We start from the raw sequence: 17,868 nt of genomic DNA on the forward strand, positions 1-17,868 counted from the left end.
AATACTTGCGCTTAACCTAGATCTTTTTTATTAAAGTAATCATGTCATAAGGCGCAATTTTAAAATCTTGTGCAATAAATTTTTCTAAGCCATCAACTTCAATAAAATCTTTATCTTTAAGATATGAAACATCTTTTTCTGCGTTAGTCATATTAGACAGACGCAGTACCAAATGTTTTTTTATTGTATAAGACAAATAAAGTGCAGAAACTTCAATGTCACTATTAATATTCAGCCAATTTTCGGTTTTCTTAAGTTGAGGCAAATTTGGTGCAAATTCTACATCCCACAATTTGTTATCTAGCCTATTTATGAACAGATTATGTTTTTGCATTTGGTAACTGACTGCAGGAGAATACCATCTAGAAATAACTTGAGACAGATTTTCTTCTCTTAATTGACTTCCGCTTGGAACATATAAGCCAAAATGAAACTCATTAACACCCAACTCTTGTGCCATTGGAGTAGACATCATCACATGGCCAACGGATGTAGTGTCACCAGAAGCTCTACCTGGTCGCCATAATAAGTTCGGTTTCCCCAGCTGACCGGTTGTATCCATTAAAGTAATAAAAAGTGAATCATCCTTTTTTTCATATTCTTTTTGACCTTCTCCTAAAAAGTACAATCCTACCTTTGAATTATTTAAACCGACACAACGATCAAAAATATAAATATTCACCGGTTTTTCAACAAATTCATCGTTCCAGTTATCAGCAATTTTTTCATTAGTTGTTTTTCTAAATCCACCCTGGATTTGTGCATGAACATTATCTGTTTCAAGACCAGTTTTCAATCTAAGTCTTAAGCGGTGAGAAAGAGCCTGATTATCCACTATCAACTTAGCTGATATCACTGGAGAATTAGCAACCATAGTCAAAGTAAGCTGGAAATTTACCACTACTTGCTTCGCATTTTGACTGTTAGCTCTGTCCTCTAAATCATAAGGTAATGACCAGGAACCACTTAATTGCAGTGTCTCGATGTCTTCTGCCTTAGCAAACTTAATTTTTCCCTGCCACGGAAGGCGCATTTCGCGATCATTTTTCAGTGGCGAAAAGTCATATGTGTCACCATCATTTGCTTGATCATAAACACTGATGACATCCGTAAAAGTTTTATTTTTAGTAACTAAATTAAATTTGCCATCCAGATAATTAACTGTAGTTTCCTTATTTGCGATCGAACTGCCCTTTTGTAGACTAAGCTTAGGCACTACGCTCTCACTATTCTCAAAATGAATAACCTGATAGCCTAAGCCCTTCATTTCAACATGTATACTAACTTTTAATTTGAAATAGCCAGGTTCGTCTTTAAATTCATAACCATTAGGAGTTAACTGCATAATGTGAGGTCTGGATTTGACTTCTTTGCAGTCCACAATGACTGCTTTATTTTGAGTTGGAAACTTAACATTAGCAGAACTAGAAATAATTTCTACGACTTTCCGCCCCTTAAAGCTATAAGGATCTGTATTAAAAACCAAAACGTCATGATCTGATAATGAAAGCCGTTGAGCCAACCTTTTCTTAATGTAATTTTCTAAACCGTCTGCTATTTCAAGAGCCTGTTTGTAGCGCTCATTGATGTCTAGCGCCACGTTATCAGTAACACTGCCACCCATCGTATCGTGTGGTTGCACTTTGAACAACAATTTCCATAACTTAATAACTATGCCATTTGAAATTGGAATACCTGCATATTGGGCGATTACCATTAAAGGTTCCAAACGCCGAGTTATAACTTGCTCAAGTTTAAAGTTTTTACGTTTATTTCTAGATCTGACAGAGCAAATGGTTCTATGGACTCTGGAATAAGTGGGATATCTCAGTTCTCCTTGAAACTCAGGTAATTTTTTCGTCCGCAATTTTTGCATAAATTCGGGGTATGAACTAATTACAACTTCATGTTTAGAATACTGATTTACACGAGCAATTGTCTTCGAAAGATCATGAATTATATTCATTTGATCTATGCCAGAGGGTACAAGGACTTCAGAATTATTGCCATGTAATGCTTCAAAATCTATCCCTTTATCCAGCCGGTTTTTGACAAAATCCTTTAAATTGCGCTTTGATTCCAGATCTATTTGCCCAGTAAAATAGCCTAAAGGGAAATTGGCAGCAAATACTGCTTTTCCACCTAACGCTTTCCATTTAAAATAGACGGATTTAGTTTGTCTCTTAAAATTCGTACCGCGCCACGATAGAAAGTCATGAATTCCCACTTGATTTAAAATCATCGGTAAATTTGCGTTGAAACCAAAGGTATCTGGTAAATAACCTAATAGCATCGGTTCACCATAATTTTGTCTGGCATCTAAAATTCCGATAATCAGATTTCTTATTAAAGATTCAGCATTAGGGGCAAGAGCGTCTGTTTGAGTATACCAAGGCCCAATGAAGAGTTGTCCCCGATTAACTAATTTATGAATTCTACCTTTGGCTTCAGGATGAATCTCAACGTATTCATCTACAATAGACATCTGACCATCAAGAGTAAAATTAGCCTCCGGATGTTCTTCAAGTTCGTTCAATACTTCTGTAAATAATTGATCGCTCAATACCTGTGCATCTTGCGTAGTAAAGTACCATTCACGATCCCAATGAGTGTGATTAACAAAATATGCTTTAACCATAATATCTCCTAAAACTCAAAATAAATTGTCATAAACTTAGCGTGCCCAATTTTTGGTAAAATTACTTGCTTATTCTTAATTTTTAAATCTTGTAAAATACGCTCCCTTAAATCAACTAGTTGAACTATCTTTGGCTGTTTAGCAAACGTAATTTGTTCACTCACTTGGTGAAATTTGGGGTTATAGAGTCGTAAACAATATCCTAGACCAGACCTTGATCTTTCAATTGTACTTACTGTCAACTTGTTTTCAGTTTTAAATAAGCTAAATTCAGGTTCTAAAAACTGTCTACACGGATTTAGTGGAAAAGTTAGCCTACCGTTTAAAAATTCTGCATACTCGTAGACTTGCAAAGGAGATTCGTAGTCCTTAACTTCATTAGCTAAATTTGACTGATCATAACTGGATTGTCCTGTAGTCAGTGCAAATTTAAATTCCAATTTATGATTTAATTGCGCGTCAGGCGTCGGGACTGTTTCATCCCCGGAGGCGCGACCAGGACGATATAATAAATCACTTTTGCCTAGCATGCCAAAAGTGCGGAAAAGGGTCAATCTTATAACAGAATCCTTTTTACCTAGGCACTCATATTCTCTGACCGCTTGTGGAATAACAGCTATATTTCTTTTAGCATTTGAAAGACACACAAAACTTTGCATTGTATTGATAGAAATTGGTTTTTCTTGCCATTTTTCTTGATTTTGCGCCCAATCTGCTAAGTCTTCCTCTTTTGCAAGAGGACGTTTGATTGTGCCAAATTGAATATCCGCAATACTAAAATTAGTATCAAGTTGACTAGCAAAATCAACGCAGAGTCTGTGACTCAACGGCTTAGTATTATCAACTTGAACTTTAAACTTAATCATTTTAGCGGACTTGGTTAATTTAACAACCATTTTTACAGGCATTTTAGTGTCGGTTATTCCCTGACTTCTCATTTCCAAATTTTTAGGAACCATGTAATTAAACAAGATAATTAATTTATCTTGCAATTTGCCATGCGATACCTGCACCTGATGTTTTTGACTAGTCGAATAGATTATTAAATCTTTTTTTGCAGGTGAATAATTATATGAATCTCCCCCGTCACCGTTTTCTTCTAGAATTACTTGATTTAAATAAAGCTTTTTATTCAGTTTATCTAAAATATTCAAACTGCCATCTGTGTTAACAGAAATTTGATAATACTCATTTTCAATTTTCGTATCAGCAATTGCTAACTCGTTTAACTCTATTTCCTTGTCCTCAAGTGGTATTAGGTAAAATTGCTTATAACCATAAGGCGGAATTTCACCAAAATCAATATTCAAGTTGATACAGTAAACTTTTTTCGGGGTATAAATATTTTCTCCCGGATTTAGTTGGATAGTGGCACCCTTTATCAAATTAGTGTTATCTTTGATTGAATTAATTTCGTATGCTATCTCATTGTTTTCATAATCGACAATCTTAAAATTGCGACTTGGAATATACAGAGTCTTATTAATTACTTTATCTCTTACAAAGGGCAATGTATTAAATACTGTCAAAGTAATCGGATACTTTTCACTTTTAATATGTGTAGAAATGAACCGTAAAGTAGAATCAACTAAGCTTTCAGCAGTATCTTTCACTTCCAGATACCGCATTTTTATCGCATTGTTAACTCTATCAGATACACAATTACCCATTGAATCGTGTGCCGCATTTTTACCCATTTTTTGCCACAAGCTTTTTATTGCTGCAAAAGGATAATTTAGACCAAAATAACTGCCCATGGACAAAACAGGCTGCACAATGTTAGTGAGATAATTTTGTAATTCCGTATTTAATTTTTTGATATCTGCTCGAGAAGAATAGATCGACTTGTGAACACGCATATCTTTGCCGCAATCCTGCTCACCTCTAACCACTGCCATGTCAGGCTTATCTTTTTTCACTGCAGCAATATATTCTGGCAACGATGCTACCTTAAATCGGTATTCTTTCTCGTTAGCATCATTTAACTTTGTAATTAAATCTGGCAAGTCATGTCTTAATGGAGCCATATCTGAACCATTCGGAAATAAAATGTTATTTGTTGTTGCTTGTTGGACTACAGTTTTGAAGGGTTCAGTTTTCATTAATGCTGATAACTTATTTTCATCAATTACGCCCCCGATAAAATAGCCACAAGCCATGCGAAACACATTAATTCGGGAACCATCTTCACCCTGCCAAATAAATTCAGATTTTTTAGTGTCCGCCATTGAAAAGCCACGATATAAAACTGCATCTTTGATGCCAAAACTAGAGTATATTTGCGGCAAACTTGACTCTTGACCAAACGAGTCCGGTACATAAGCTACATTCATGTATCCTCCTAAATTAGATGCGGCACTTGTCCCGATTCTGAGGTTATTAATGATACTTTCACCAGATGCCATGAACTGATCAGTTTGGGTATACCATGGTCCTAAGAAAAGTTTCTTTTCTTTAACTAATTTTTTTACACGCTCAATATCTTGCGGACGCCAAGATAAATAATCTTCAATTAAAGAAGTTTGACCATCTAATAAAAAGCTACCGTACTTTTCGTTTTTTTCTAAATGATCAATTACATCTTTTAAGTCTTTAATTAAATATGCTTTAGCTCGTTCTGAAGTAAAAAACCATTCTCTGTCCCAGTGAGTATGCGGGACAACAAAAACTTTTTTTATCATTCTGTCTCCTAAATAAAAAAACTATAGCTTAAAAGGAATATTTTCTTAAACTATAGTTTTTATTTCTACTGAATATTTAACTCGATGTCTTCGTCACTCACTGATTCATCACCAGATGAATCCTTATCTGTAAAGTCAGCAATTAATGGTGCAACTATAGCTATAAATAAAGCACAAACAAAAATACCAGCAAGATAAGCAAAAATATTATCTGCAGTCAAAATTCCGGGTAAACCGCCTAAAGGTGGAATATGGGATTTCACTCCTAAAAATGCACCTGTGGCCGAACCTAGAGCTCCACCAAGTACATTAACAATTATCAGTTGTGGGGCCTTCATCATGAATGGAATCGCACCTTCAGTAATACCAAAAGTTCCCATAATTAAGTTGTTATGTCCCATTTCTAATAATTCGGCAGAAAATCGCTTCTTAGGCCAAATGAAACTCATAAGCGCATAACCCATTGGAATAGCGCAAATAGCAATGTTGGTATATAAACATGGCTGATAAATGCCTTCTATAAAGAAGAAGTTTCCTACTCCCCAAGCTGCTTTATTAACTGGTCCACCCAGGTCAACACCGATCATGCCTCCCATAATGGCAGCTAATAAGACAGCATTAGTCTTTTGTTCGACCATATACTTAACCCAAGATGTTAAGCCATTATTAATCCAAGCTAGTGGTGGCGTTAAAATAACACCTACAAAGAGCGCCACTGAGCCAACAGTTAAAAGCGGCATGACAATAAGTTCAATTGCCGAATTCCATTTATCTGGAACTTTAATCTTGCGGCACCAACGTGCTACATAGCCGGCAATGAGTCCAGCAGCGATGGCTCCAATAAAGCCAAGTTGATTATTAGTAGCTAACTGACCACCGATAAAACCAGCACCTAAAGCTGGTTTGTCACCGAGAGCGTAAGCAATATAGCCACCAATTACCAAGTTAACTAAGCCAATACCAATCCAACCTACTGAGTTTATTTGATAAAGAATATGGAAAAAGCCACCGGTTTTAGCAAACTTAGATAAATTACCATAGCCAAAGCACATACCAATCAATTGCGGTACACCAACAACAAGTGCACCACCGATAACAGTTGGGATCATGTATGAGATCCCACTCATGATTGCTCCTTCCCACTCTTTCAAAATTCTTTTCATACTAATTCTCCTTCTTAATTGCAGCAGCACATTTCTTCAAAACAGCTTTAGGTGCCTTAATGCAAGTGTTAATATCTACTCGAATAACTGGCTTGCCCTTAAATCTGTCCATACTAGTTATTTTTTGATCAGAAGCAATTAAGACAAAATCAGCTGCATCTGCTTCTTTCTGGGAAATAGCGTTAACTGGTCCCATCATTCCTTGTTGCTCAATTTTGACATTCCAATTTAATTCCTTACCAGCTTTTTCTAGAGCCTTAGCTGCCATTGGGGTATGGGCCAAGCCTGCTGGACAAGCAGAAACTCCTACTACATTCATTTTTTATTCTCCAATCTTTTCATTAATAAATTGTGCAATCATTTCTTTAGAAGAAAGGCTGCGTAATTTTTCTTTAAAATCTTTTTCCAACAATGCCGTTGATAAATTGGCCAGCATTTGCAAATGTTTGTCTCCTGCATTTTCGGGTGGGACCATCAATGCAAAAACATCAGTGACTGGCTTTTTATCATATGTCTTCCAGTTTAAAGGCTGACTTAATCTAAAATAAAGAAAACCCGGTTTTTTAACCGCTGTTGTTTTAGCATGCGGAATTGCAAATCCATCTTCAAGTCCTGTTGAAAATTCTTGCTCTCTTGCCAAAAAACTTTGATCTAATTTTTCAATGTCATTGGTATAGCCTGCATCATATGCCGCTTTGGCTGCATATTGTAAAAAGTCTTCTACGCTAGCTTCATTGACATCTAAAAAAACATCATCGGCAGAAAATTTCATTTATGTCTTCACTTCTTTTCTTATTTGAAAACCTTTTCAATAAATATATTATCTTTTAATAATTAATTTGTAAGTACCAGTATTTTCCATTTAAATTGGAAAAATCATATTTAATGTAGTCATAATCCTGTTTAACTAGGTTTGTTTAATACAAGCTGTTTTATAATCTAAGTTTTTTCTAAAAGTTTAACTATAAAAATAGCCCTGAAAGTTATTTGACTTTCAGGACTTAGTTTGATGATAAAAGAGCCTGCTATACTTTTACTTAATAGTAATAGTTCCTTCTGTTGAATCAACCAAAAGAAAATTTTTCTTGGAGTTCTTTTTGATGAAGTTTTCATAAGGCTTTGAACCCTTATACCTAATTGCTTTGCCATCTGCTGTCAACTGGTAACTTAGGTTAGGCGTATTTTTAATTACTAAACTGCTACTTTGTAAAGTAAAAGAATTTCTATTGCTAAGTTGTGAATTGTTAATTGTAATATTAGCGTTAGAAGCATCCAGAATCATTGTTGAACGACAATTTAAAAGTCTGCACCAACCTCCATCTATTTTAACTTCTGCATTACCCAGATCAGAGTTATTGAGTGTTAATCTATGATTGCCACCAGTTATTAAACTTGTATTTTTCGCGTCAATATTATCAATATCTAAATAACCATCCATACAACTCACAAAATTTGCATTAGCTTTCAGGTCTTTTAATCTGATGTTTCCGTGATTACTGTCGCTATCAAATTCAGTATAGTGAACATTTTGAGGAACAGTTACGTCAATTCTGGAACCAATTTTACGCCAATTGATTGCAATAGGTCTGGGCTCATAGATATCCAAACGGTTATTTGCTAATTTGACTTGTACTGCATCTGGATTAACTCCAGTAACATTAACTTGGTATTTTTTGCCCGAATGAAGAAAAACATCAGAGGAATCAGTTTGAATAAAAACTTTATTAAATTTGTGGTTTGAAGTATATGTACGTGTGAGCTTAGAATCATCAATAGCGGTCAAAGTAAAGTGGTTATGATTAGCAATTATTGGTCTTACACCGTTATTAGACCAGCCAACGAGCATCATAACAAGACCAACAGTTATGGCCAATCCACATATACGATAAAACTTTTTCATAATTAATCCAGTCCTCCTCACTCATCTAAACATTGGTTTTATAGTAACGCTGCTTGAAAATTTTCCGGCCAATGTGTTGAAAAAAAGCAGCACATTCTGCAGTTAGGAAGCGAATAAACTTCATAATTACTGGGAATAGCATTAAGCTAACACATGTTAAAACTAAACCTCCTCCAACATAGAAAAAGCCTGAAGCCCAGTAGCCACCAAAAAGCAGTCCAAACGATCTAATCAATATAAAAGCACCAGCGATGAATAAAGAGGTAATAATGATAGCTAAAGCAATAAAGATTGCGGCCAATGCAATCAATACTGCTACCATAACTATTACTGCTGCTAATGCTAATGGTATGCCGATGGGTGCAGCCAGAACTCCCAATAAAATAACCCAAATGGTTTTTAAGTTAGACTTGGAGCTGGTTTTGTGTGCCTCTTCTCTTTCAGGTATTGAAACTGAATAGTCCGCCATAATTTTGCGTGCTAATTGCTTGGGAGTCCCTAACTCAGCAATTATCTCTGATTCATTATGGTAATTGCCGTCAAGTAAAAACTCATGATAAAATTCCACAACATCTTGCATATCAGAATTAGGCAAATTAACAAGATTTTGCTTTAACTGCAAAATATAATTATCAATAACTTTATTCATTTTCTTCTCCCATAATTTGATATATCTTAGTGCTAAAACTGTACCACTCTTTTTTAATTGTTTTTAATTCTGCTTTACCTGAAGCAGTAATTTGATAGTAATTCCTGCTTCTTCCCTGAAAAAGCCTGGTACCAACTAATAAGAATTTGTTTTCCCCTAATCTTTTCAAGACAGGATAGATGGCAGACTCAGAAATACCAAAAGTTGCTTTAGCCCAGTTTGTTATTCCACGACTATAACCACTGTTTTCTTTAATAAAAGCTAAGACAACTCCATCCAGAAGACGATTTGGAATTACTATCGTCATAATTATTTCCTCCATTATTATATTATATATAATATTGTAGAGCTTAATCAAAATGCTTTCAAGCAATTAATGGAACTTTCACTGAATTATTTTTCCATTCTCAAATTTTGCAAACCTTTATCCCTTTGTTTGTTTCTTAAATTTACACATTCACTAAGGTTTTCTAGGCCAAGTTTTTATAGTAAGATTAAAAACTAATAACTATTTTTAATAATGGAGGTTCAATCTATGTTAATGAAACCACAACATTTACAGGTTGGAGATAAGATAGCAATAGTCAGTTTATCAGCTGGTACTCTGGGAGAGAATTTTGCTTCTCATGAACTTAAACAAGGAATTAAGCACATGAAGCAACTTGGTTTACAGCCTGTTTTTATGCCCCATGCTCTCAGCGGTATTAAATACATCAAAAGTCATCCTGCTGAACGCGCTGCCGATTTAAAAGCAGCATTTTTAGAACCAGATATCAAAGGAATCATTGCCGCAATTGGTGGGGATGATACCTACAAGACACTGCCTTATTTAATGGCAGATCAGGAATTTAAAACAGCTGTTTTTGAGCATCCCAAGTTGTTTAGTGGTTTTTCTGATACCACGAATAATCATTTAATGTTTTACAGGTTAGGAATGCAAACTTTTTATGGTCCAAGCTTTTTAACTGATTTAGCAGAGCTAGAAAACGAACTTTTACCTTACACCAAAAAAACTTTAAATCATTATTTTGAGAATTCACCTGCAACCATCATTCCTGCTAGTGAAACCTGGTATGAAGAAAGAACTGATTATTCAATCAGCCAAGTTGGCAAAAAAAGGATAAACCACCAAGATACTGGTTATGAGGTGCTACGCGGTCACGGAAAAATTCTGGCAAGACTATGGGGTGGTTGTATTGATAGCCTTTACGATAACTTAGTCCCTAATCGTTATGAAGACGAACCGCCTATCGCCAGTCAATATCATCTCATGCTTACAGAGGAAGAAGCTCAAGATAAAATATTATTTATAGAAACATGCGAAGAAAAACCAGCTCCTGAATTTTATCGTAAAGAAGTAGCTAAACTGGCTGAAGTGGGTATTTTAGGCAATGTGCGAGCTATTTTAGTTGGTAAACCGCAGGATAAAAAATATTTTTCTGAGTATAAAAAAGTCTTACTGGAAGAGACTGCTACCTTTAATACACCAATTTTATATAATGTAAATATTGGACATGCTTATCCCCGTGCTGCACTGCCATACGGCGCGCTAACACAAATTGATTTTGAAAAACCAGAGATAAAAGTTATGGAACCCTGGTTTGGCTAATCTAAAATTATTTTAAAAAAATATTTGCCTTTTTTTAGTCATGGTGTATTATATATATATTACAGCGATACAAAGAAAGAAGGAAAATCTATGAGTTTACTTGAAACTCGTGGTGTAACTCGCACCTATGGCAAAGGTGCAACAAAGTTTGATGCCTTACGTGGAATAAATTTACAGATTAACAAAGGTGATTCGATGGCTATCATTGGCAAAAGTGGTTCGGGTAAGTCTACCTTGATGCACATCCTGGCACTTCTTGACCACCCCACTACTGGCAGCGTCTTTTTAAATAATAAACCCACAAGTAAAATTAAGAATAAAGCATTAAATAAGCTGCGCAATCAAACATTTGGTTTTGTTTTTCAACAGTTTTTCTTAAACGCTCAAGACAGCGTATTGGAAAATGTCATGCTTCCTCTAAAAATAGCTGGAGTCACAGGCAGAGAGCGCCGTACAAAAGCTCTAGCAGCAATCAAGGCAGTTGGATTAGAAAGTAAAGTCAAAAATAAGGCAAGTGCTCTATCAGGGGGACAAAAGCAACGGGTCTGTATTGCACGTGCTTTAGTCAATGATCCCCAAATCATTTTTGCTGATGAGCCGACAGGAAATTTGGATTCAGCTACCAGCGAGAATATTGAAAATATTTTATTTAAATTACATCAAGAAAAAAATATCACTTTAATAATTGTTACCCACGATCCGGATTTAGCCAAAAAGTGTGAACGTCAGATTCAGATTAAAGATGGTCAAGTGGTAGGAGGAACACAGCAATGAGATTTCATGATATTCTTAACTCGGCGGCTACAAACTTATGGCACAATAAAGGAAGGACATTCCTAACCATTATTGCTGTTTTTATTGGTTCCCTAACTATTGCCATTACTATGGGTATTAATAATGGTGTTAATGATTATTTGAAAAAGCAAGTCGGCAATGTTGGTAAAACTGAGCAAATGTCAATTTTGCCTGGGAGTTCCAGTCAAGATACGAATGAACCTCAAAAATATAATACCAAGAAGAGCAGTCAAAACGCTGATGGCATGATGGACAAAAACGACGTTAAAAAAATCAAATCTGTTAAAGGCTTAAAAGATTTTAAAGCGTTAAAGGACTGTGATGTTGACTATGTCCAAGGCCCTAATAAAACTAAATATCTTATAATTGCGCAAATAACGGAAGGAATCAATTACGACCTGAAAGTTGGTCACCAAGTTGCAACTAGCGGAAAAAAGGCCCAGATTTTAATCACTAAACCAATGGTTAAATCTTATGGCTTCAAAAATGCTCAAGATGCACTCGGTAAAAAAGTTACTTTAGTGACAAAATCACCCGTTACCAGGAAAAAAACAAAAATATCTGCTACGGTTGTTGGAGTCAGAAACGATAGTATAGTATCAAAAGGTTTTGCTATTTACAGTAATGGCTTAGGGCAAAAAATAATTGCTGCCAACCAAAAAGGTCTTCCGCATGCATTAAAAGATAAGTATGTTAGTGTCATTGCTACTCCTGTTAACAAGAGTGCCAGCAGCATTAAGAAAGTTGAGGATAATTTAACTAAAAAAGGATATTCCGGTATGACTCTTAAGGAAGCAGTCAATGAACTTTTCCTAACATTCAACGCAGTCACTGGGGTTTTAATTGTTTTTGGAGCTATCGCATTAGTAGCTGCCTGCTTTGGAGTAATTAATACCCTGTACATGTCAGTGAGAGATCGTACAAAAGAAATTGGTCTTATGAAGGCATTAGGACTTAGCAAAGGTAAAGTATTTTCCATCTTCAGCTGCGAAGCGATCTTAATTGGTTTGTTTGGCTCTTCATTAGGATTATTACTGGCAATGGGCTTAGGTAGTGCCATAAACAATTTTGCTGCTAAGTCATTCTTAAAAGGGCTGGATGGTTTTACCTTAATTCAGTTCAACTGGACTAGTAGCTTACTAATTATTGGCATCATCTGTCTAATTACCTTTTTAGCAGGAACATTGCCTGCCAAACGAGCAGCAAAATTAGATCCAATCACTGCTTTAAGATATGAATAAATAATTGCAACATTAAAAAACGCCAGATAATATCTGACGTTTTTTGCCTTTCTTTTATTCAAATAACTACACCTTATTAGATTTTTTATTTAATCAGCATCTATAATACATTTGATTTTAGGTGCTACTAGTTTTTCCATCACTTTCATATCCACTGGCCTATATGCAGTATCTATACACTCGTCCCAATATTCTAAGTGTTTTTGATCAATATAACTATCCGAATCTTCGACTGCATTTCCTCCTTCTCCTTGCATAGAATACCAATAAAAGTATGTGTAACCATCCGCACACTCCTCTTTAAATACAGTCTCAATATACATTCTTTCTCCCGCCATTGTTGCTACAGTATCTTGATGATGTTCATTTAAAAAGTCCATCCATTCCTGTGCCTTCGCTTCTTTTCCTTTTTTAATGCGAAAACGGGTTAATTCAGTTTTTGTCATAATTCTACTTTAATCCTATCTAATCTAAACAAAAGGTACCGAACTTATGTTGGTGCCTTAATTTTTTATAATAAATGGTGTAATTCGTTAAAAATAAATAATTAGCGCTTTCTTAAGACCTAGTTTGAATAACATTTATTTGACTAAATTTCAAAAAGCTTTTAATATCAGGTATTCCCACACTTTTCTGAAAACACTGTTTCAATAAATTTCAACTAACTTCATCTGAATGGTGTGAATTTACTTCCAAAATATATGAACTGAGCTTATAAATACAAGCAACTCATACCACTCAATAACTTACTTTGGTTACAATCTTGTAGGACACTCCCAGTTAATTATTTTACTTTCTTTACCTTCCGTTCCATTAAATCTGCAATTACAGCTGGAATAATTGCAATAAAAGCAGTCCCTCTTTCTCCCCAGATCAGTATCCCGACTGCAAGTACAATTGAAACTATTGCTAAAGCAACAGCTATTTGATGATATATTTTTTTACTCATAATAGTTCAAGCTCCTAACTACTTAAATGTGTTGGAATATACTTTTGTTGAAATTATCATTGAAACGATTGATATTACTGCAATTAAGATACAGCTTGCGATTACTAGCAGTAAAGAATTAGTATTACTAATCCAAGTGATGAACAATAGACCCCAAGTCGTTTTCTGCAAAATATAAATCACTCCCATGATAAGGACTAAGATCAGTATATTTACGATTGTGCTGCCAAACGTACCGAAAGCATAAACTGCTGGAAGTAAGATAACTACATACATGATACCAATCAATAAGCCAACTATCGCTATCAATATATGGATTTGCAGACTAAATTGTTGGAAAATTAGAGCAGTGCCGATACTTAAAATTAAAGTTATAAAGCTAATAAATAGAATTAATGAAATACAAAAAATGTATCTAGCCAAAACTATGTTTTTTTTAGGAATAGGGAAAACACCGACAAATCTGTTCCATCCATTTTCTTGGTCAGCAACTAATAGACTAGTTGGTATTGATGCTAAACCAATCGGTCCCATGATTGAGAGAAAAATCGTTCCAGACTCTCTACAAAAAATTGTCACCAAAAGTAGTACTAATATAATTAGCAATCTACCTATTAAACTTACCTTATTTAATATAAGTTGCAAATCCTTATAGAGAAGTCCCTTCATCCATCCTCACTCCTTTTACTAAAAATAGCAATATTTCTTCTAATGAAGCATAATCTTTATAACCAACTCTTTCTTGTGATACATCAACTAGATATTGAACCAAGTTATCTTGGCATAATTTATATTTGATGTTTTTCAATGGCAAGCTTGTTATTTCGGTTTTAATTGTATAGTGGTTAAGCAATTCGCTCCGGCCACCCTTTAATAAAATATTGCCATTTTTAATAAAAACAAAATAGTCAGCAACTTGTTCTAAATCGCTTAAAATATGTGAAGACAATAATACCGTCATTTGATTATCGCTTACATATTCTTTTAGCAAAGACAAGATTTCTTTCCTTATAATTGGATCAAGCCCACTGGTTGCTTCATCAGCAATTAAGAGTCTAGGATGATGAGAAAGGGTGGCAGCAAAATTTAATTTAACAAGCATCCCTCTTGAAAAATTACTAATAGGCTTATTGGTAGGCAAATCAAACTCATCAATTAAATTGTGATAGAGTTTTTTATCCCACCGGGAATAAATTTTTTCTAGCATTTTTTCAATTTGTTGAACAGAAAATGAGTTTGGAAAATAATTTTGCTCCAAAATTACACCTAAGTTAAGTTTTATCTGGTTTTCATCTTTAACATAATCTAAACCAAAAATTTTTACATTGCCTATTTCACTTTTTATTTGATTTAATAGTAAATTCAAAAAAGTTGACTTACCTGACCCATTTTCACCAACTAAACCAACAATACTTCCTTCATTTATTTTTAAATTGTTAATTTGTAGTTGAAAATCTGCGTACCGCTTACTTAAATTTAGCACATCTATAATCGGTTTTGTATTCATTTTATACCTCACTAAGATTGCAACATCATATATATAACCATTAAACTACTTCAAATTAGGATTATCAAAGTCAAACAGCATATTGCTTTTTTAAAGTATTGATGTGAAAGTGTGTGAATTTAGCTAAAAAGTACCAAAAAAACACTCCATGGTGTGAACCATGAAGTGTTTTGAAACCTTGATATAATCGTGTTGATTAACGTTTACTAAATTGTGAAGCCTTACGAGCCTTCTTAAGACCTGGTTTCTTACGTTCAACCATTCTTGGATCACGAGTTAAGAAACCTGCCTTCTTCAGTGGACCACGAAAATCAGGATCTACTTCAAGAAGAGCACGAGCAATTCCTAAACGAATAGCTCCAGCTTGACCTGAGAAACCTCCGCCATTGACATTAACCTTAACATCATATTGATTTTCAGTTTCAGTCAAAGTCAATGGTTGCTTCAAATCCTTAACTAAATTAGGAAAAGGAATGTATTGATCAATATCTTTATTATTAGCGGTAATCTTGCCGCTACCTGGTACTAAACGAACACGTGCAACAGAATTCTTGCGCCGACCGGTACCTGCATATGCAACTTGTTGTGCCATTATTTAACCTCCTAGATTAATTTGTTAATGTCTAATTCTTCAGGCTTTTGTGCTTCGTGCTTGTGATCAGCACCAGCATAAACATGCATCTTCATAAATTCTTGGTGACCAAGAGTGTTTTTAGGAAGCATACCCTTAACTGACAATTCAACTAATCTAACTGGATTATTAGCCAACAAGTCTCCGGCTGGAGTGGCCTTTATGCCACCACGGTAATCAGAGTGATGGTAGTAAATCTTGTCAGTAGCTTTCTTACCTGTTAACTTTAGTTTAGCGGCATTAATAATAATGACGTTATCTCCAGTGTCAACGTTTGGTGTATATTGAGGCTTATTCTTACCTCTTAAAATAGTTGCTACTGCTGTTGACAGACGACCTAAAGATACATCTGTTGCGTCAATAACATACCACTTACGTTCAATTTCATTAGGTTTCGCTAATTGTGTAGTACGCAATTTAATTTCCTCCGTTTATACGTTGTTTGAAAACAATAAGATTCCGGGGCCTATCGTGGACAAACATACTTTAATATAATAATTCTTTTCAACTAAAAAGTCAATATTATTCCCTGTCGAGCCTATATTTTTTAGGTATATCATCATAAAAAACATGGTATAAGAATAACCCACTTGCCTGAGCAGTTTCTCTTACCTGCTCCCGATCCTTTGCCATTATTATCCGGGGAATATCATTAACAGGGCGCTTACCCCTACCAATTTCTAATAACATTGCTACTAAAATACGGACCATATTGTAAAGAAAACCAGAGCAGATAAAATCAAAGACAATTTCATTATTCTGCTTATCTTTTTGGATATTTACATAAAACATCGTGCGAACCTTGTTCTTAATTTGGCCTCCACTAGCTGCAAAGCTGGTAAAATCATGTGTTCCCAGTAAATCAAAAGAAGCCTTTTTCATTTTTTCCACATCAACTGGATAAGGATAATGTCCCGTATAGAGACGCTTAAAGGGGTCGACAAATCTGTCTAAACTAACGCGATAGCGATACCACTTACCTTTAGCGCTATACCGTACATGAAAATTTTCATCTACGATGTCACATTTTTTAAAAACAATGTCGAGCGGCATGAGCGAATTTAACGCACAAATCATTCTTTCTGGTGGAATTGGTTTATCAGGATAGTCGAAGTGAATTACCTGCCCCAATGCATGAACTCCTGCATCAGTACGACCTGAACCCTCAACAACCACATTCTTGCCCTTAGTCATTTTAGATAAGGCAGCTTCAATCGTTCCTTGCACAGTTCTTTGATGAGGTTGATACTGGAAGCCATGGAAAAGGTGTCCGTCATAAGCAACCGTCATTTTATATCTTGTTGTCATTAATGTGTCCTAAATATTAATAAAAGCCCTAATAGTAAAATAAAATAACACAAGTTAATAAGATCAACATTGGACCATTTTAAGATTCTGAATTTTGTCCTGCCTTGATCTCCCCGATAACCACGCGATTCCATCGCAGTTGATAAATCGATTGCTGTTTCTAACGAATTAATAAATAGCGGAACCAGAAGAGGGGTAATTGCCTTTGCCCTGGTAACTAATCCGCCATTATTAAAATCTGCGCCTCGTGAACGTTGGGCATTCATAATTTTTAAAGTTTCATCAAATAAAGTTGGTACAAATCGTAAAGCTATTGACATTATTAGAGCAATTTTATCGACTGGAACATGAATTATTTTTAGCGGTTTTAATAGCCATTCAATAGCATCAGCAATTTCAAGTGGTTTAGTTGTAACAGTCATTACTGTAGAAATTAAGATGATCACTGTAAAGCGGATAAAAATATAAATAGCATTGGTTATACCATAACTAGACAATGCAAAAATTGTCCACTGCCAATAGACGGTTCCACCAACTGAGAAAAACAACTGCAAAAAGGACGTGAACAAAATTAACCAAATTAGGGGTTTAACTCCATCCCAAAAGACTTTTGGTTTTAGCTTAGTGGCAGCTACAGCAGCTATACTAAAAATGGTTACAATTAGATAAGAAACCGGATTATTGGCTAAAAATACGAATAAAATAAAAATAATAGTTGCCAGTAATTTTCCTCTGGGATCCATACGATAAATTATCGAGTCACCAGCTACATAACGGCCAATTAAGATTTTACTCAC

General features: G+C 35.0%; 19 protein-coding genes. 3 read left to right on the forward strand and 16 right to left on the reverse strand.

Features of this window, described 5'->3' with window-relative positions; genetic code table 11:
- Positions 1-16: 16 nt before the first annotated feature.
- The 8 genes from F5ESL0260_RS06755 to F5ESL0260_RS06790 form a co-directional block, all read right to left on the reverse strand.
- Positions 17-2,638 (reverse strand): glycoside hydrolase family 38 C-terminal domain-containing protein, encoded by a 2,622-nt coding sequence (locus F5ESL0260_RS06755; protein WP_122026332.1) that lies wholly within the window; start codon positions 2,636-2,638, stop codon positions 17-19.
- Between the two features lie 8 nt (positions 2,639-2,646).
- Entirely contained in the window at positions 2,647-5,319 is a 2,673-nt protein-coding gene (locus tag F5ESL0260_RS06760) for a glycoside hydrolase family 38 C-terminal domain-containing protein (RefSeq protein ID WP_122026333.1), read from the reverse strand.
- Positions 5,320-5,384: 65 nt separating this feature from the next.
- Complete coding sequence (locus F5ESL0260_RS06765; protein ID WP_122026334.1) at positions 5,385-6,482, reverse strand: PTS fructose transporter subunit IIC; 1,098 nt, start codon at positions 6,480-6,482, stop codon at positions 5,385-5,387.
- Between the two features lies 1 nt (position 6,483).
- The gene (locus tag F5ESL0260_RS06770) at positions 6,484-6,801 is read right to left on the reverse strand and encodes a PTS fructose transporter subunit IIB (protein WP_046325322.1); all 318 of its coding nucleotides are present in this window, start codon (positions 6,799-6,801) and stop codon (positions 6,484-6,486) included.
- A 3-nt stretch (positions 6,802-6,804) separates the two neighbouring features.
- Complete coding sequence (locus F5ESL0260_RS06775; RefSeq protein WP_110446411.1) at positions 6,805-7,254, reverse strand: PTS sugar transporter subunit IIA; 450 nt, start codon at positions 7,252-7,254, stop codon at positions 6,805-6,807.
- A 261-nt stretch (positions 7,255-7,515) separates the two neighbouring features.
- Complete coding sequence (locus F5ESL0260_RS06780; RefSeq protein WP_122026335.1) at positions 7,516-8,382, reverse strand: DUF4097 family beta strand repeat-containing protein; 867 nt, start codon at positions 8,380-8,382, stop codon at positions 7,516-7,518.
- A 25-nt stretch (positions 8,383-8,407) separates the two neighbouring features.
- On the reverse strand, positions 8,408-9,031 hold the full coding sequence (locus tag F5ESL0260_RS06785) for a DUF1700 domain-containing protein (RefSeq protein WP_122026336.1): 624 nt from the start codon (positions 9,029-9,031) through the stop codon (positions 8,408-8,410).
- Positions 9,024-9,338 (reverse strand): PadR family transcriptional regulator, encoded by a 315-nt coding sequence (locus tag F5ESL0260_RS06790; RefSeq protein ID WP_158593819.1) that lies wholly within the window; start codon positions 9,336-9,338, stop codon positions 9,024-9,026. The genes F5ESL0260_RS06785 and F5ESL0260_RS06790 overlap by 8 nt, the downstream gene beginning before the upstream one ends.
- A 228-nt stretch (positions 9,339-9,566) precedes the next feature.
- On the opposite strand from F5ESL0260_RS06790, the gene F5ESL0260_RS06795 reads away from it, so the two are divergent.
- The 3 genes from F5ESL0260_RS06795 to F5ESL0260_RS06805 all read left to right on the forward strand — a co-directional run bounded on the left by F5ESL0260_RS06795 (position 9,567) and on the right by F5ESL0260_RS06805 (position 12,676).
- Complete coding sequence (locus F5ESL0260_RS06795; RefSeq protein WP_122026338.1) at positions 9,567-10,640, forward strand: S66 peptidase family protein; 1,074 nt, start codon at positions 9,567-9,569, stop codon at positions 10,638-10,640.
- A 90-nt stretch (positions 10,641-10,730) separates the two neighbouring features.
- Positions 10,731-11,414 (forward strand): ABC transporter ATP-binding protein, encoded by a 684-nt coding sequence (locus F5ESL0260_RS06800; protein WP_122026339.1) that lies wholly within the window; start codon positions 10,731-10,733, stop codon positions 11,412-11,414.
- Positions 11,411-12,676, forward strand: coding sequence for an ABC transporter permease (locus tag F5ESL0260_RS06805; RefSeq protein WP_122026340.1), 1,266 nt, complete (start codon positions 11,411-11,413; stop codon positions 12,674-12,676). Before F5ESL0260_RS06800 ends, F5ESL0260_RS06805 begins: the two co-directional genes overlap by 4 nt.
- Before the next feature lie 89 nt (positions 12,677-12,765).
- On the opposite strand, the gene F5ESL0260_RS06810 is transcribed toward F5ESL0260_RS06805, so the two are convergent.
- From F5ESL0260_RS06810 to F5ESL0260_RS06840, 8 genes are all read right to left on the reverse strand, one after another.
- Positions 12,766-13,122, reverse strand: a complete 357-nt coding sequence (locus tag F5ESL0260_RS06810; protein ID WP_122026341.1) for a DUF6176 family protein — start codon at positions 13,120-13,122, stop codon at positions 12,766-12,768.
- Between the two features lie 338 nt (positions 13,123-13,460).
- Positions 13,461-13,625: a hypothetical protein gene (locus F5ESL0260_RS09465; protein ID WP_158593820.1), complete on the reverse strand. Its 165-nt coding sequence runs from the start codon at positions 13,623-13,625 to the stop codon at positions 13,461-13,463.
- A gap of 18 nt (positions 13,626-13,643) precedes the next feature.
- Positions 13,644-14,294, reverse strand: coding sequence for an ABC-2 transporter permease (locus F5ESL0260_RS06815; protein WP_122026342.1), 651 nt, complete (start codon positions 14,292-14,294; stop codon positions 13,644-13,646).
- Positions 14,275-15,132 (reverse strand): ABC transporter ATP-binding protein, encoded by an 858-nt coding sequence (locus F5ESL0260_RS06820; protein WP_122026343.1) that lies wholly within the window; start codon positions 15,130-15,132, stop codon positions 14,275-14,277. The genes F5ESL0260_RS06815 and F5ESL0260_RS06820 overlap by 20 nt, the downstream gene beginning before the upstream one ends.
- A gap of 196 nt (positions 15,133-15,328) precedes the next feature.
- Positions 15,329-15,724: a 30S ribosomal protein S9 gene (gene rpsI / locus F5ESL0260_RS06825; protein WP_034980394.1), complete on the reverse strand. Its 396-nt coding sequence runs from the start codon at positions 15,722-15,724 to the stop codon at positions 15,329-15,331.
- 11 nt (positions 15,725-15,735) lie between these two features.
- On the reverse strand, positions 15,736-16,179 hold the full coding sequence (gene rplM, locus F5ESL0260_RS06830) for a 50S ribosomal protein L13 (protein WP_045928442.1): 444 nt from the start codon (positions 16,177-16,179) through the stop codon (positions 15,736-15,738).
- A 106-nt stretch (positions 16,180-16,285) separates the two neighbouring features.
- Positions 16,286-17,071 (reverse strand): tRNA pseudouridine(38-40) synthase TruA, encoded by a 786-nt coding sequence (gene truA / locus F5ESL0260_RS06835; RefSeq protein WP_122026344.1) that lies wholly within the window; start codon positions 17,069-17,071, stop codon positions 16,286-16,288.
- Positions 17,071-17,868 carry an energy-coupling factor transporter transmembrane protein EcfT gene (locus tag F5ESL0260_RS06840; RefSeq protein WP_122026345.1) on the reverse strand — a complete coding sequence of 266 codons (798 nt, stop codon included), beginning with the start codon at positions 17,866-17,868 and terminating at the stop codon, positions 17,071-17,073. Before F5ESL0260_RS06840 ends, truA begins: the two co-directional genes overlap by 1 nt.

Origin of the sequence: Lactobacillus sp. ESL0260 (assembly GCF_003692935.1) — a bacterium.
Lineage (GTDB): Bacteria > Bacillota > Bacilli > Lactobacillales > Lactobacillaceae > Lactobacillus > Lactobacillus melliventris.

Coding starts and splice junctions, on each gene's coding strand:
- F5ESL0260_RS06775 (WP_110446411.1), bottom strand. CDS start 7,254: ATGAAATTTTCTGCCGATGATGTTTTTTTAGATGTCAATGAAGCTAGC.
- F5ESL0260_RS06790 (WP_158593819.1), bottom strand. CDS start 9,338: ATGACGATAGTAATTCCAAATCGTCTTCTGGATGGAGTTGTCTTAGCT.
- F5ESL0260_RS06780 (WP_122026335.1), bottom strand. CDS start 8,382: ATGAAAAAGTTTTATCGTATATGTGGATTGGCCATAACTGTTGGTCTT.
- F5ESL0260_RS06760 (WP_122026333.1), bottom strand. CDS start 5,319: ATGATAAAAAAAGTTTTTGTTGTCCCGCATACTCACTGGGACAGAGAA.
- F5ESL0260_RS06800 (WP_122026339.1), top strand. CDS start 10,731: ATGAGTTTACTTGAAACTCGTGGTGTAACTCGCACCTATGGCAAAGGT.
- rpsI (WP_034980394.1), bottom strand. CDS start 15,724: ATGGCACAACAAGTTGCATATGCAGGTACCGGTCGGCGCAAGAATTCT.
- F5ESL0260_RS06765 (WP_122026334.1), bottom strand. CDS start 6,482: ATGAAAAGAATTTTGAAAGAGTGGGAAGGAGCAATCATGAGTGGGATC.
- F5ESL0260_RS06795 (WP_122026338.1), top strand. CDS start 9,567: ATGTTAATGAAACCACAACATTTACAGGTTGGAGATAAGATAGCAATA.
- F5ESL0260_RS06805 (WP_122026340.1), top strand. CDS start 11,411: ATGAGATTTCATGATATTCTTAACTCGGCGGCTACAAACTTATGGCAC.
- F5ESL0260_RS06820 (WP_122026343.1), bottom strand. CDS start 15,132: ATGAATACAAAACCGATTATAGATGTGCTAAATTTAAGTAAGCGGTAC.
- F5ESL0260_RS09465 (WP_158593820.1), bottom strand. CDS start 13,625: ATGAGTAAAAAAATATATCATCAAATAGCTGTTGCTTTAGCAATAGTT.
- F5ESL0260_RS06810 (WP_122026341.1), bottom strand. CDS start 13,122: ATGACAAAAACTGAATTAACCCGTTTTCGCATTAAAAAAGGAAAAGAA.
- F5ESL0260_RS06770 (WP_046325322.1), bottom strand. CDS start 6,801: ATGAATGTAGTAGGAGTTTCTGCTTGTCCAGCAGGCTTGGCCCATACC.
- F5ESL0260_RS06785 (WP_122026336.1), bottom strand. CDS start 9,031: ATGAATAAAGTTATTGATAATTATATTTTGCAGTTAAAGCAAAATCTT.
- F5ESL0260_RS06815 (WP_122026342.1), bottom strand. CDS start 14,294: ATGAAGGGACTTCTCTATAAGGATTTGCAACTTATATTAAATAAGGTA.
- F5ESL0260_RS06755 (WP_122026332.1), bottom strand. CDS start 2,638: ATGGTTAAAGCATATTTTGTTAATCACACTCATTGGGATCGTGAATGG.
- truA (WP_122026344.1), bottom strand. CDS start 17,071: ATGACAACAAGATATAAAATGACGGTTGCTTATGACGGACACCTTTTC.